Below are 13,982 nucleotides of genomic sequence, written 5' to 3' on the forward strand. Positions count from 1 at the left end.
AGGACGAGCAGTTCCCCGGACCGATCCGGGGCCGACGGAGGCAGACAGGCAATGAGTCAGGAACAGTCATCGACCACGCGGGACCTTGGGGGCGGCCCCCTGCGGGTCCTGCAGATCAACTCATCAATCTCCCGGCGCTCCGGAGTCATGAGCGTGCTCATGAACTATCTCAGGCACATGGACCGCTCGCAGGTGGTGTTCGACTTCTTCTGCTACGCCACGCCCGACGAGACCCACCGTGAAGAGATCGAGGCACTGGGCGGGCGCTGCTACGTCATCGATGCCGGGAACCATATCGGACGCATCCGATCATCCCTGGGGCAGGTGCTGGAGCAGCATGCAGGGCAGTACCCCGTGGCGCACCTGCACGACCCCATCCTGTCGCGCTTCCTCTACCCGGTGGCCCATCGCCACGGGGTGCGGTCCTTCGCCGTCCACTCCCATGCGACGGCGTACTCCGACTCCCGGCTGCGGAGCCTGCGCAACTGGCTCGTCTGCCGCAATATCGGGGCCTACTCCGACGCGCGCCTGGCCTGCTCCCGGGCGGCCGGTGACTTCCTGTTCGGCTCAGGCCGCTTCGAGGTGGTTCCCAACGCGATCGACGTGGAGACCTACCGCTTCAACGAGTCGGTCCGTGCCGAGGTGCGCTCCCGGCTGGGGCTGGGGGAGGCACCCGTCGTCGGCCATGTGGGACGGTTCAGTGAGCAGAAGAACCACCGGTTCCTCATCGATGTGTGCACCGAGCTGTTCCGTGCGCGCCCCGAGGCCCGTCTCATGCTCATCGGCGACGGCCCGCTACGGCCGGGCATCGAGGCCGTGGTGGCCGAGCGCGGCCTGAGTGACCGCGTTCTGTTCCTGGGGGACCGCAAGGATGTCCCTGACCTCTACCAGGCGATGGACATGTTCCTTCTGCCCTCCCTCTACGAGGGGCTGCCGATGGTGGGGGTGGAGGCGCAGTGCGCGGGGCTCCCTCTGGTGTGCTCCGACGAGGTGACCGATGAGGTCACGATCGGGGAGGTCTCCTTCCTGCCACTCGACACGCCTGCGCCTCAGTGGGCGCACCATGTCAGCCAGGCCCTCGACCACGGGCGGGACCCGCGGCGCAGGGCGGAGGGGGAGCGGGCCACGCGCAACGCGGGTTTCGACATCACTCATGAAGCCGAGCGGCTGGCGCACCGTTACCGTGCGCTGGCGGAATGGTGATGCCGGAGCATGTGGATTCACTTCGCGCTCTTCGCCGCCCTTCTCCTGCCAGCAGCTCTCCTGGGGCTGCGGGGCAATGCCAGTCGGCGGGGCTCCCGGGTCATTCTGGTCGTGGCCTTCGTGGCCTTCGTGGCCTTCTCCTCCATGCGAGCCGTCAGCGTCGGCAACGACACGGTTGAGTACCACCGGGTCTTCGAGGAGATCAAGGCGACGACCTCCCTCGAGGAGGCCTTCACCGTCAGCCGCTTCGAGTACGGCTATGTCGTACTCAACTACCTGGTCAGCCGCATCACGGACAGCTTCAACATCCTGCTGCTCATCATCTCGGTGTTCGTCTACGGATCAGCGGTGCTGTTCATCAAGCGGTACGCCGCCAACTACTCCCTGGCGGTCCTTCTCGCCTTCGGCATATCCGCCTTCTACGACTTCACACTCTTTAGCCGACAGAGCGTTGCGGTGGCGATCTTCCTGCTGGCCGTCCCCGCGCTCATGGAGCGCAAGCTGTTGCGCTACGCCCTGCTCATCGCGCTCGCCTCCCAGTTCCATCTCAGCGCCCTGCTCCTGCTCGTCATCTACCTCGTCTCCGCCATGAGGCTGAGTACCTTCGGTGACTGGATCAAATGGGGCGCCCTCATCGGGACCAGCATGCTGTCACTGAGCTGGGTGATGAACTCCCTTGCGGCGTCCTCCGCCTACTACGGTCACTACCTCAACAGCGACTACGCCGACGGCGGGGTGCGCTCGGCCACCGTTCTGCTGATCGTAGTGCGCATCTTCCTCATACTTCTGGCCTCCACCTGCGGATGGGAGACCGCCGTGGAGGAAGACCCCTCCGGGCGTACCCGCAGTCTCCTGGCACTGGCCGTTGCCGACATAGCCATGGTGACGGTGTCCCTGGGCTTCAACCTCGTCGATCGTCTCGAGATGTACCTGACCATGCCCTTCGTCGTCGGTCTGGTGAACCTCACCGTGCGGGGCCGCCGACCGGAGCGCTCCTACATCGGCGCCCTCCTGGTCATCATCGCCTTCGCAGCCTCCACGATCTTCTTCCTGTACCGGCCCGAGTGGTACCACCTGTTCCCCTACCGAACCGTCTTCGAGAAAGGGATCCCGTGATGGAATCTGTCCGTTCCGCGAGTTCGTGGAGAACCGGTGTCGGTGATCTGAGTGGCGGCTGCCTGCGGGAGAGACGCGACGCCAGCCCGACGTGGGAGGTGCACTTCGATGCCGGCGAGCTATAAGAACCGCATCGCATTCCTGCTGGGCAACACCCTGGTCTTCGCGCTGGGGGGCCTGGCGATCAAGGCCGTCTCGTTGGTCCTCATGCCCTTGTACACGACTGCGCTGACGGCTGGTGAGTACGGGACGGCCGAGCTGCTCAACAGTGCGATCGAGATTGTGCTGCCGCTACTGTCGGCGGGCGTGGTGGAGGCCCTCTACCGGTTCTCCATTGACGACGACGTTCCCAAGGATGAGCTCTTCGCCGGCTCCCTGGTGGTCCTGGGGGGAGGCATCGTGTGCGCTGGGGTTGCGTGCGCCTTGGGGCGCGTCTTGTGGAACATGGAGCATGCGGGTTCCTTCTTCGTTCTGTTCTGCTCGGTGTGCGTCTTCAAGGCCACGACCCAGCTCGCCCGTGGGCTGGGGCACGTGCGCCGCTTCGTGGCCTATGGGCTCATCAATGCGCTCGCCATGGTGGTGTCCACCTACCTGCTCCTGGTCCGCGCGCACCTGGGCGTGGAGGGGTACCTGTGGTCCTTCACCATCGGCTACCTGGTGGGTGGTCTTGTCGCCTTCCTGGGGTCGGCCGAGTACCGGCTCCTGGCGCCATTCCGGGTTGATCGCGATCTGCTGCGCCGGATGCTCGTCTACAGCCTGCCGCTCGTGCCCAATCTGCTGTCGTGGTGGCTGGTCAGTGTCTCCGGCCGGTACGTGGTTCTGTGGGGCAGCGGAGTCGTGGCCGCGGGGCTCTTCACGGCGGCGAGCAAGATGCCTGCGCTGGTTAACATCGTGGCCTCCGTGTTCCAGCAGGCCTGGCAGTACTCCACCGCCCGTGAGATTAACTCACCCGACCGAGGCACCTTCTTCGGCGTCGTGATGAGGGGGTACTCGCTGGCGACCCTCACGGTCGCCGGGCTGGTCATCGCCTTGAACCGGCCGATCTCCAGGGTGATGCTCCAGGCCGAGTTCGCCGAGGGGTGGCGCTACGTCCCCCTGCTCATGCTGGTCGCCTCCTTCGGGGTCATCAGCATCTTCTTCGAGAGCTTCTACCAGGCCTTGAAGAACAGCGGCGTTCTCATGGCCTCGACTGCACTGGGCGCGGGGGTCAACGTGGTGCTCGGTGTGGCTCTTGTGCCGTTCATGGGGCCGTGGGGCGCCGGCCTGGCCGGAGCAGTGGCTTACATGCTCGTCCTGGTGGTGCGGGCACGAGACCTCAGGCGCCGCATCAACCTGCCGATAGACCGCCTTCGTCTCACCTACCAGCTCGCACTGCTCATCAGTATCACCGCATGTATGTCCTTCGATGGCGGCTCATGGCTGAACGGGGCAGTCTGGGCCTGCCTGGGGCTGCTGGCGACCAGCGACATCGCGGTTCTCACCAACAGTGCTCGAGCTGTGGCGGAGTCCCTGAGGCACAGGAGCGGGGGACTGCTGCGCCAGCTCTGACACGGGGTGTCGGCGCAGGATGTGCGCGGTATAACGGCCCTGTGTGACAAGCGACGATTTACTGCCCTGCTTGTGAAAATGCTTTTGTGTCAACCAGTGCGTTTTGTCTTAACTGCACAGTGTGATGATCCCTGTTGTCTTTTCGTGACGTCTACGGGAAAGCAGGTCTGTCGATGTGACGTATCCTTGCTGGGCTGATCTGAATGGTTGGGCTGAAGTATCTTGCTGACGCAAGAAGGGAAGATTATGAAGCGTATTCTGCTTTTGGATACATCTGTTGGATCCCTCAATATGGGGGATGAGATCATTGGTCGATCCATTGAGATGAACTGGCGCGAGCTGTTCTCCTCGAACTATGTCATGCGCCTGGCCACTCACACCCCGATGTACACGCCGACTCAGTATCTCCTGTCCAAGCGCCGGCTCAGCATCTTCAAAGGAGCCGACATCAAGCTCCTGTGCGGCACCAACGCCCTGTACACGAATATGCTGCGGCCTCTGCCGACCTGGAACATCAACTACCTCAACTGCGGGATGGCCACAGGCACGGTATGTCTAGGGGTGGGCGCGGGTGCCAACTCCTCATCGGTCAACCTCTACACGCGGGCCCTCTACCGCAAGGTGCTGTCCCATGACCTGGTGCACTCGGTGCGTGACGAGCGCACCAAGCATCTCCTGCAGCGGGTGGGACTGCGGGCCTGGAACACCGGCTGCCCCACCCTGTGGGGACTGACCCCTGAGCACTGCGAGACCATTGCCCGCACCAAGGGCGACGAGGTGGTCTTCACGCTCACCTCCTACCACCCGAACCCGCGCAAGGACCGGGCAATGGTCGACGTGCTGCGCAGGAGCTATTCGCGACTGCACTTCTGGCCCCAGTCCATCGACGACCTGGACTACCTGCAGTCGCTGGGAGCGGCCGACGGCGTCGAGATCGTCACGCCGAGCCTGGCAGGTTTCCGGGAGGTGCTCGACCGGGGCGTCGACTACGTGGGAAACCGCCTGCATGGGGGTATCTTCGCCCTGCAGCGCAAGCGGCGCGCCATTATCGTGGCTATCGACTACCGCGCGCGGGAGATGGCCAAGGACTACTCCCTGCCGCTGGTGGAGCGCGACTCCATCGAGACCGATCTGGCCGACTTGATCGAGTCCTCCTGGCCGACCGCGATCCATGGCCTGGACTTCGACCGCATCGAGAAGTGGAAGGCTCAGTTCGATGTCGGCAAGCCATAAGGGGCGCATGAGACTCCTGCTGGGTAACACCCTGGTCTTCGCGCTGGGGGGCCTGGCGGTCAAGGCGGTCTCCCTGGTCCTCATGCCCTTGTACACAACCGCCCTGACTGCCGGTGAGTACGGGACGGCCGAGCTGCTCAACAGCGCGATCGAGATTGTGCTGCCGCTGCTCTCGCTTGGTGTCGTGGAGGCCCTCTACCGGTTCTCCATTGACGACGACGTTCCCAAGGATGAGCTCTTCGCCGGCTCCCTGGTGGTCCTGGGCGGAGGCGTCGTGTGCACCGGGGTGCTGTGCGTCCTGGGTAGCGTCTTGTGGGACATGGAGCACGCGGCAGCGTTCTTCGTCCTGTTCTGCTCGGTGTGCGTCTTCAAGGCCACGACCCAGCTCGCCCGTGGGCTGGGGCACGTGCGCCGCTTCGTGCTCTACGGGCTCATCAATGCGCTCGCCATGGTGGTGTCCACCTACCTGCTCCTGGTCCGCGCGCACCTGGGCGTGGAGGGGTACCTGTGGTCGTACACCATCGGCTATCTGGTGGGTGGTCTTGTCGCCTTCCTGGGGTCGGCCGAGTACCGGCTCCTGGCCCCATTCAGGTTCGATCGGGCGCTGCTGCGCCGGATGCTCGTCTACAGCCTGCCGCTCGTGCCCAATCTGCTGTCGTGGTGGCTGGTCAGTGTCTCCGGCCGGTACGTGGTCCTGTGGGGCAGCGGCCTGGCGGCTGCCGGGCTCTTCACCGCAGCGAGCAAGATGCCCTCACTCATCAACATCGTGGCCTCCGTCTTCCAGCAGGCCTGGCAGTACTCCACCGCCCGCGAGATCGACTCACCCGACCGAGGCGCCTTCTTCGGCTCCGTCCTGCGGGGCTACTCGCTGGCCACTCTGTCGGCCGCCGGGCTGGTCATCGCCTTGAACCGGCCGATCTCCAGGGTGATGCTCCAGGCCGAGTTCGCCGAGGGGTGGCGCTACGTCCCCCTGCTCATGCTGGCGGCGACCTTCGGGGTCATGACCATCTTCTTCGGCACCTTCTACCAGGCGCTCATGAACAGTCGCATGCTCATGGTCTCCACCATGATGGGGGCGGTGGTCAACGTGGTCCTCGGGGTGGCTCTCGTGCCGTTCATGGGGCCGTGGGGCGCCGGCCTGGCCGGAGCAGTGGCCTACGCCCTCGTCCTGGTGGTGCGAGCCCGGGACCTCAGGCGCCGCATCGACCTGCCCATGGACCGCTCGCGCCTGACCTACCAGCTCGCGCTGCTAAGCGTCATGGCCGTGTGTACGTCCTTCGACGGCGGCTCATGGCTGAACGGGGCGGTCTGGGTCTGCCTGATCCTCCTGGCGACCAGCGACATGTCAGTGCTGGGTGGTGGTGCTCGAGCCGTGGCCGCAGCGTTCGCCGGCAGGCTTGGGCGGCGCTGAGGAGTCCGCGCCGCCCAAGCCGCTCACCGCCGGCCGATGCCGCGGTAGCTCCAACCGGCCGCCTTCCAGGCCTGCGCATCCAGGCAGTTGCGTCCGTCAATGACGTAGCGGTTACGTGCCAGACCGGCCGCCTGGGCGGGGTCAAGATCCTGGTACTCGCGCCACTCCGTGCCGATGATGACCAGGTCGGTTCCCTCCAGGGCGGACTGCGCTGAGGCGGCGACCTCGTAGGGGCGGTTCGTCCTCTGAGCGAGGATCGGGCCGGCGGCCGGGTCGTGCACGACGACTCGCTCGACCATGCCCGACAGTTCCACGGCGAGATCCAGGGCGGGGGAGTTGCGCATGTCGTCGCTGTCCGGTTTGAAGGCGGCCCCGAGGACCGTCACCGTGGCCGCCGACGTGTGCTCGCCGAGGAGCTCAGCGACTGTGCGGATGACGCCGGCACGCATGGTGTCGTTGACGCGATCGACCTCCGCGAGGAAGGCCAGGGCGTCGCCGACGCCGAGCTCGCCGGCGCGGGCCTGGAAGGCACGGATGTCCTTAGGCAAACAGCCCCCTCCGAAGCCGATACCGGCGCGCAGGAACCGGCGCCCGATACGGTCATCCATGCCGATCGCTTCAGCGAGGGCCGTCACATTGGCCCCCGCGGCGTCGCAGACCTGGGACATGGCGTTGATGAAGGAGATCTTCGTGGCCAGGAAGGCGTTCGCACTGATCTTGACCAGCTCGGCGGTGGCGTAGTCCATGACCAGACGCGGGGTGCCGGCGGCCAGGATCTGCGCGTAGACCGCGTCCATCGTCTCCTGGGCGCGGCCGGCGGCGTCGGGATTCTCCGGCAGGCCGTAGACCATCCGGTCCGGACGCAGCGTGTCCTGAACTGCGAAGCCCTCCCGCAGGAACTCCGGGTTCCACAGCAGTGTCGCCCCGGTCGGCTCGATCAGCTGGGACAGACGGGCGGCGCTGCCAACGGGAACCGTGGACTTGCCGGCGACCACCTCGGGGCCGCTGGTGCAGTGCCCCAGGTGGGGGAGCATGGCGGTCACGGCCGCATCGACGTACGTCATGTCCGCCGCCCCCGACTCGGACTGCGGTGTGCCCACGCCGATGAAATGGACCTGGGCTCCCTCAATGGCGGAGAAGTCCTGAGTGAAGGTCAGGCGTCCGGCCTCCACGTTACGGGCCAGAAGCCCTTCCAGTTCGGGCTCGAAGAACGGCGCCCTACCAGCACTGAGAAGATTTACCTTGCGAGCATCGACGTCCACGCCCACCACATCATGTCCAAGCTCCGCCATTGACGCAGCGTGAACAGCACCGAGATATCCGCAACCAATCACTGACAAACGCATGGAGGAAGCCTAGGCAGGCATACGGGGGGTATGTCTACCCCTATACCCATAGGGTTCCCTGGTGAATTCCTCAAATATTTCACCGAGAATTAGGATGTATTCATCGAGTTTTTGTACAACAATCATGGTAGTCGTATTGTCGAAGCCGCCCGAATGGGCTTGTGCCCCGAAAAAGATTTAAGAAGAAATCGTTGTTCGGGTGCGGACCTTGCTGTGAGAGATTGCGCTCACGTGATTCTCCTGCCGACCATGATGACGGGGCGGTGGTCGGGAGGCTTCGGGCCTCGGCTAGATTAGGGCTGGGAGGGGGCGCTTGAGAGAGCCTCTGTCCAGCCCGTCACGTCGAGTAAAGGATGGCACAGTGCCCGTAGACGACGACTCCAAGCAGGTCAGGCCCGGCGCCGCCTTCGGCATCCCCGAAGGGGCCACGGGGGAGGAGGTCGTCGACGCCGTCTTCGGCCAGGCCGGCATCGACCCCGAGCTCCTGCCCTACCTGGAGGCCGCAGGCGCCCCCGACCTGGCCGAGGGTGAGGGGCTGACCGTCTCCGTTTCCGAGCTTCAGGAGGCCGGTGCTCAGCGGCAGGCCGACGCCGAGGTCCAGGACCGTGAGGACCTCGAGGCTCTGCGCGAGCTCGTTGCCGCCAATATGATCCCGGGTGGTGACACCGATCGCCTCGAGGAGCTCCTGGCTGAGGTGGAGGCCGACGACTCCGACGACTGGGACTCCTGGGAGCCCCAGCTCGCCGACGACTCCGAGGGTGAGCACCTGCGCGACCTGCAGGCTGCCGCCCGCGGCGTCGAGGTCGCCGCCCGCATGCGCGAGGTCGAGGCCGAGATTCTCGCACGCGCTCCCGAGCACCAGGTCCAGCCCTCCCTGGAACGAGTCGAGGCCGTCCTCGACCTCCTGGGCAACCCCGAGCGCACCTACCGCACCGTCCACATCACCGGCACCAACGGCAAGACCTCCACCGCCCGTATGACCGAGCGACTGCTGGCCGCCGGCGGCATGCGCACCGGCCGCTTCACCTCCCCGCACCTGGCCACCATCCGCGAGCGCATCAGCCTCGACGGTGAACCGATCAGTGAGGAGGGCTTCATTGCCGCCTGGGAGGACGTGGCCCCATATGTCGCCATGGTCGACGAGCGCTCCCAGACCGCAGGCGGGCCCCGCCTGTCCTTCTTCGAGGTCCTGGCCGTCATGGCTCTGGCCGCCTTCGCCGACTACCCCGTCGACGTCGCCGTCATCGAGGTGGGCCTGGGCGGGCGGTGGGACGCCACGAACGTCATCGGCTCCGACGTCGCCGTCATCACCCCGATCGGGCGCGACCACGAGCGTTGGCTGGGCTCGTCGATCACCGAGATCGCCCATGAGAAGGCCGGCATTATCAAGGACGGTTCCACCGTCATCGTCGCCCATCAGGTCTCCGAGGCCGCTGCCGAGATCGAGCAGGCCGTGGCCTCTCACCGGGTCGTCGTGCGTCGGGAGCGGGACCCTCATGAGGACCCCGCCTCGCCGGAGGCCGGCGTCCTGCAGGTCCTCGACCGCCAGCTCGCCGTCGGCGGTCAGCTGGTCACCTTCGCCACGGCGGCGGCCGTCTACGAGGACGCCTTCGTCCCGCTGCACGGGGAGTACCAGGCCCACAATGCCCTGCTGGCCCTGGCCGCCGCCGAGGCGGTCCACGGTGGGCGCCGGCTGCCGGCGCGCATCGTCGAGGACGGTTTCGCCTCCGTCACCAGCCCGGGCCGTCTGGAGGTGCTGCGCTCCTCGCCGACGGTCCTCGTCGACGCCGGGCACAACCCGCACGGCATCGAGGCCCTCGCCGGAGCCGTCGAGGAGGCCTTCGGCTTCCAGCACCTCGTCGCGGTCCTGGGTGTCATGGCCGATAAGGACGCCGAGGGCATCCTGGCGGGCCTGGAACCGGTGACCGACGCCGTCGTGTGCGTCCCCATCGACTCACCCCGGGCCATGGACGTCGAGGACCTCGGCGAGATCGCCCGGGAGGTCTACGGCGCCGACCGCGTCGTGGTGAGCCAGCAGCTCGGCGAGGGAGTGGAGCGGGCGGTCGCCCTGTCGGAGGGGTATGACGCCCCGCTGACCGCCTCAGGAATCCTCATCGTCGGCTCCGTCGTTTTGGCCGCCGAGGCCCGCGCCCTGTTCGGCAGACCCTGACGGCGGCGGCCTGCTCCTGCGACGGCGCTTCTCGAGTCCCCGTTCCGACTGCGGTGGCACGTGCGTTCGGGCTGCTCGCAGGCCCTGCGGTCATCTCAGCGCGCGAGGCGGCAGGGGGCGTGAGAGGATGGGGGCGCGAGCGGGCGATGAGCACCTCGCCGGCCTGCTCCGGCGCGTCCCACAGACGTTCCCAGGACGCGTCGGGACTCATCGGGGCCGTGCGGAGCCCGATCACAGCCGCATGGTCGTCCTTCACCCTCGGGTGCGTGGCGCTCATGCCTGGAACCAACACCTGCTAAGACCCGAGAAGGAAGCAGTATGTCCTTAGACGCCGCCTGGGCCCTTGACTGGGCCCGTCGCGCCGCCGAGCTGATCGCCGAGAACCGCGCGGAGCTGACCGAGCTGGACCGAGCCATCGGAGACGCCGACCACGGGGACAACCTGGAGCGCGGCATGAAGGCGGTGGTCTCCAAGCTCGATGCCGCTCAGCAGTCCGGAGGTGTCCCAGCAAGTCCCGGAGGGGTCCTCAAGCTCGTCGCCACCACGCTCATGGCCACCGTCGGTGGTGCCGGTGGGCCACTGCTGGGGACAGCCTTCCTCAAGGCCGCCCGCTCCAGTGAGGCTGCCGCTTGGGGGCCTGGGGACCTGGCTCGCGCCCTGGAGGAGGCCACCTCGGGTCTGGAGGCCAGAGGACATGCCATCAGCGGTGACAAGACCATGGCCGATGCCTGGCGGCCCGCGGCGATGGCCGCCAGGGAAGCCGCCGAGAGCGGGCAGGACGAGGTCGGTGTTCTCGCCGCAGCCGCGCAGGCCGCGGCCACGGGTGCCCAGAAGACCGAGCCTCTCCAGGCCCGTCGTGGTCGGGCCTCCTTCCTGGGGGAACGCTCCTGCGGTCACCGCGATCCCGGAGCCCAGTCCTCCGCACTCATCCTTCAGGCCGCCCTCGATGCCGCCCGAGACCGCGCCGCCGACCCGATCCTGGTCGTCGAGCAGGCCTGATTTCACCGGCCCCGCCATGGCAGGTAGGCGCCCGGAACCGTTATGGTCCATCTGGTCCCTCCAATGCCAACCCACCAAGGAGCCCCCATGGCAAGCACTTCCCACGCCGGCCGCATCCTCATCCTCATCAAGCCCGACGCCGTCGAGCGTCGTCTCACCGGTGAGATCCTGCGTCGTATCGAGGCCAAGGGGTACGCCCTGACGGCCCTGAAGGTCCTCACCCCCACGGAGGAGATCCTCGCCCAGCACTACGCCGAGCACGTGGACAAGCCCTTCTATCCCGGTGTTGTGGAGTACATGACCTCCGGCAACGTGGTGGCTGCAGTTGCTGAGGGGCAGCGTGTCGTCGAGGGCGTGCGCAGCCTCATGGGTCCCACCGACCCCACCACGGCCGCGCCCGGCACCATCCGCGGAGACCTGGGACGTGACTGGGGCACCCCCGCCATCCTCAACCTCGTCCACGGCTCGGACAGCGACGAGTCTGCCGCCCGTGAGATCGCCATCTGGTTCCCCGAGCTGGCTGACTGACCACCAGCCCCTCTCGCGGGGCGCCTGACGCCCGCCATGAGACAACGATGGTGCGACTCCCTTCATAGGAGTCGCACCATCGTTGTCGCGGTGTGGCAGGTGAGAGCCGATGAGACCTCTCGCTCAGGCCCGTTCGGCCCTCCTGAGGACCTCCTTGAGGGGGACTCGGGCGCCGGTGCGGGTGACGGCCCGGGTGTAGATCGCCGCCGCCACGCGCACCAGCAGTGGCAGGAAGACGAGCGCGAGTCCCAGGGCGATCAACTGCTCGGTCCAGGAGGAGACCCCCAGCACCAGGCGCGCAGGCATCATGAAGGGGGAGAAGGGCGGCAGGTAGGACAGCACTCGGAAGGTCATGCTGTTGGTGTCTCCGGTGGCCATCATGAAGCTCAGGACATAGGGGATCATCGAGAGCATGACCAGGGGCATGCTCACCGAGCTGACGTCCTCCTGGCGGCTCACGAGCGAGGCCGCGGCCCCGAAGGCGACCGAGAAGATTGCATAGCCCACGATCATCCACACGATCATTGCGACGAGCACGCCGTCCAGGTTGAGGCTGATCTCCGGCATGACTCCCGTGGCCTTCGCGGTGATGACTCCGACGACGGCGACGAGTCCTGTGGTCAGGACCGAGGCGATGCCGATCCCCAGGATCTTCCCGGCCAGCAGCGAGCTGGGCCGCACGCAGGCCAGGAGGATCTCCACGATCCGGCTCGACTTCTCCTCCACCACTCCCTGGGCGATGAACTGACCGCCTCCCATGATGGCGAACAGCAGCAGGATGTCGATCGTCATGAGGATCGCGTAGCGTGAGCCGAAGTCGGCCGAATCGCGTTGAGGGGCGTGGAGCACTGTCACCTCGGGCTTGGCGGCGCTGAGCTGAGAGGCCACCTGGGCGGGGTCGCCTCCCAGGGACGCGATCTGCTGGCCCAGAGCCGACTGCTGGAGGAAGGCAGTGACCCCTGAGACGACTGCGTCGTCGGCTGACTTGTCCACAGTGATGGTGGGGGTCGAGCCGGAGACGTCCAGGACCATGTCCACGTGCGGCGTGCCCTCGGGGGCGTCATCGGCCAGGACGTCCTTCGCCTGGTGGGCGGAGACGTCGACGAGCTCGATCGTCTCCCCGTTGGAGGCGGCCGCCTTGTCCAGGCCAGCGGCCTGGGAGAGGGACATGCCCTTGAGCCCGATCCGGTAGGCCTGGTCCTGGCCCGAGGTGTAGAGCTTGACGCCGACGATGCCGCCGACGGCGGCGATGAGCAGCACCAGGGTCAGGATGATGGTCGACTTCTTCAGCAGGTGCGCCCGCAGCTCGCGGCCGGTGACCAGGGCGATCTCCTGACGGCGAGTAATAGGGGTGGTCCGGTCGCTCATCGGTGCGTCTCCTTCGTCTCATTGGTGTCGGCGGTTCCCTCACGGGAGGGCGTGGTCAGCACGTCCCGGAAGATCTCGGTGAGCCGGTGGCGCACCGGGCCGAGCTCGCGCACCGTCCCCAGGCGCTGGGCCGTGCTCAGCAGCTCCTGCTCATCGGCTCCCGCCGCGGTGATGACCAGGCGGCCGGCGTCATCGACCACGAGCGTGGGGGCGGGCAGGTTCAAGGAGGCGGTCTGCACTGGTGCGCTCCCCGCGGCCGGCTCGACAACGGCCCGCCATCGGGGCGTCGCGGTGGCCTGCAGCTCGGGAATCGTCCCATCGGCCACGAGCCGGCCCGAGCGGACGATGACCACCCGGTCGCACAGGCGCTCGACGACGTCGAGCTGGTGGGAGGAGAACAGAGTGGGCACGCCTGCTGCCGCCCGCTCCAGGATGACCTGGCTCATGACGTCCACGGCCACCGGATCCAGGCCGGAGAAGGGCTCATCGAGAATGAGCAGCTCGGGGCCGCTCACCAGCGCGGCAGCCAGCTGGACACGCTGCTGGTTGCCCAGCGACAGGCTCTGCACCTCGTCGCCGCGGCGCTCCTCCAGGCCCAGGCGCTCGGTCCACTGGCTCGCGGCCGCCTTGGCAGCGGAGGCGGACAGACCGTGGAGACGGGCCAGGTAGATGAGCTGCTCGGCCACCTTCATTCGGGGGTAGAGGCCGCGCTCCTCGGGCATATAGCCGATACTGCGGCGGATGGCGGCGTCCACGGGGGCTCCCTTCCAGGTCACGGTGCCGGCGTCAGCGTGGAGCACCCCCATGACGATGCGCATCGTGGTGGACTTGCCCGCTCCGTTCGCACCGACGAAGCCAACAATCTCACCGCGGTCCAGGGACAAGGAGAGATCGTCCAGGGCCTGTAGGCTCCCGAAGCGTTTGGACAGGCCGGACAGTTCAAGCATCGTGGCTCCTTCGGGTTCGGGAACGAGGTGGGATGGCGGGGAGGGCGTGCGCGCCGCGTGCCCGACTCCCTTGATATGGAAAGTGTGCTTGTCTCACGTGGTTGTGTCAAGTC

General features: G+C 66.8%; 11 protein-coding genes. 8 read left to right on the top strand and 3 right to left on the bottom strand.

Annotation, left to right across the window (positions count from 1 at the left end; genetic code table 11):
- The first annotated feature begins 51 nt into the window (after positions 1-51).
- The 5 genes from AXE84_RS09105 (at position 52) to AXE84_RS09125 (ending at position 6,511) form a co-directional block, all read left to right on the top strand.
- Positions 52-1,203: a glycosyltransferase family 1 protein gene (locus tag AXE84_RS09105; RefSeq protein WP_060957647.1), complete on the top strand. Its 1,152-nt coding sequence runs from the start codon at positions 52-54 to the stop codon at positions 1,201-1,203.
- A 9-nt stretch (positions 1,204-1,212) separates the two neighbouring features.
- On the top strand, positions 1,213-2,319 hold the full coding sequence (locus AXE84_RS09110; protein WP_060957648.1) for an EpsG family protein: 1,107 nt from the start codon (positions 1,213-1,215) through the stop codon (positions 2,317-2,319).
- A gap of 108 nt (positions 2,320-2,427) precedes the next feature.
- Positions 2,428-3,867 (top strand): lipopolysaccharide biosynthesis protein, encoded by a 1,440-nt coding sequence (locus AXE84_RS09115; RefSeq protein ID WP_060957649.1) that lies wholly within the window; start codon positions 2,428-2,430, stop codon positions 3,865-3,867.
- Between the two features lie 291 nt (positions 3,868-4,158).
- Entirely contained in the window at positions 4,159-5,100 is a 942-nt protein-coding gene (locus AXE84_RS09120; protein ID WP_236750039.1) for a polysaccharide pyruvyl transferase family protein, read from the top strand.
- 7 nt (positions 5,101-5,107) lie between these two features.
- Positions 5,108-6,511: a lipopolysaccharide biosynthesis protein gene (locus tag AXE84_RS09125; RefSeq protein WP_060957651.1), complete on the top strand. Its 1,404-nt coding sequence runs from the start codon at positions 5,108-5,110 to the stop codon at positions 6,509-6,511.
- Between the two features lie 23 nt (positions 6,512-6,534).
- On the opposite strand, the gene AXE84_RS09130 is transcribed toward AXE84_RS09125, so the two are convergent.
- Positions 6,535-7,857 (bottom strand): UDP-glucose dehydrogenase family protein, encoded by a 1,323-nt coding sequence (locus AXE84_RS09130; RefSeq protein WP_060957652.1) that lies wholly within the window; start codon positions 7,855-7,857, stop codon positions 6,535-6,537.
- A gap of 361 nt (positions 7,858-8,218) precedes the next feature.
- On the opposite strand from AXE84_RS09130, the gene AXE84_RS09135 reads away from it, so the two are divergent.
- From AXE84_RS09135 to ndk, 3 genes are all read left to right on the top strand, one after another.
- Positions 8,219-10,027 carry a bifunctional folylpolyglutamate synthase/dihydrofolate synthase gene (locus AXE84_RS09135; RefSeq protein ID WP_060957653.1) on the top strand — a complete coding sequence of 603 codons (1,809 nt, stop codon included), beginning with the start codon at positions 8,219-8,221 and terminating at the stop codon, positions 10,025-10,027.
- Between the two features lie 318 nt (positions 10,028-10,345).
- On the top strand, positions 10,346-11,026 hold the full coding sequence (gene dhaL / locus AXE84_RS09140) for a dihydroxyacetone kinase subunit DhaL (RefSeq protein ID WP_060957654.1): 681 nt from the start codon (positions 10,346-10,348) through the stop codon (positions 11,024-11,026).
- 87 nt (positions 11,027-11,113) lie between these two features.
- A complete protein-coding gene (gene ndk, locus AXE84_RS09145) occupies positions 11,114-11,554 on the top strand; it encodes a nucleoside-diphosphate kinase (protein WP_060957655.1) in 441 nt (146 codons plus the stop codon).
- Between the two features lie 123 nt (positions 11,555-11,677).
- On the opposite strand, the gene AXE84_RS09150 is transcribed toward ndk, so the two are convergent.
- The gene (locus tag AXE84_RS09150; protein WP_060957656.1) at positions 11,678-12,922 is read right to left on the bottom strand and encodes an ABC transporter permease; all 1,245 of its coding nucleotides are present in this window, start codon (positions 12,920-12,922) and stop codon (positions 11,678-11,680) included.
- Positions 12,919-13,869, bottom strand: coding sequence for an ABC transporter ATP-binding protein (locus tag AXE84_RS09155; protein ID WP_060957657.1), 951 nt, complete (start codon positions 13,867-13,869; stop codon positions 12,919-12,921). Before AXE84_RS09155 ends, AXE84_RS09150 begins: the two co-directional genes overlap by 4 nt.
- Between the last annotated feature and the right edge of the window lie 113 nt (positions 13,870-13,982).

Origin of the sequence: Actinomyces oris (genome assembly GCF_001553935.1) — a bacterium.
Taxonomy (GTDB): Bacteria; Actinomycetota; Actinomycetes; order Actinomycetales; family Actinomycetaceae; genus Actinomyces; species Actinomyces oris_A.

Excerpts from the sequence above, each read along its gene's own strand:
- AXE84_RS09120 (WP_236750039.1), top strand. The coding sequence starts at position 4,159 with ATGGGGGATGAGATCATTGGTCGATCCATTGAGATGAACTGGCGCGAG.
- AXE84_RS09110 (WP_060957648.1), top strand. The coding sequence starts at position 1,213 with ATGTGGATTCACTTCGCGCTCTTCGCCGCCCTTCTCCTGCCAGCAGCT.
- AXE84_RS09150 (WP_060957656.1), bottom strand. The coding sequence starts at position 12,922 with ATGAGCGACCGGACCACCCCTATTACTCGCCGTCAGGAGATCGCCCTG.
- ndk (WP_060957655.1), top strand. The coding sequence starts at position 11,114 with ATGGCAAGCACTTCCCACGCCGGCCGCATCCTCATCCTCATCAAGCCC.
- AXE84_RS09125 (WP_060957651.1), top strand. The coding sequence starts at position 5,108 with ATGAGACTCCTGCTGGGTAACACCCTGGTCTTCGCGCTGGGGGGCCTG.
- AXE84_RS09130 (WP_060957652.1), bottom strand. The coding sequence starts at position 7,857 with ATGCGTTTGTCAGTGATTGGTTGCGGATATCTCGGTGCTGTTCACGCT.
- dhaL (WP_060957654.1), top strand. The coding sequence starts at position 10,346 with ATGTCCTTAGACGCCGCCTGGGCCCTTGACTGGGCCCGTCGCGCCGCC.
- AXE84_RS09105 (WP_060957647.1), top strand. The coding sequence starts at position 52 with ATGAGTCAGGAACAGTCATCGACCACGCGGGACCTTGGGGGCGGCCCC.
- AXE84_RS09115 (WP_060957649.1), top strand. The coding sequence starts at position 2,428 with ATGCCGGCGAGCTATAAGAACCGCATCGCATTCCTGCTGGGCAACACC.
- AXE84_RS09155 (WP_060957657.1), bottom strand. The coding sequence starts at position 13,869 with ATGCTTGAACTGTCCGGCCTGTCCAAACGCTTCGGGAGCCTACAGGCC.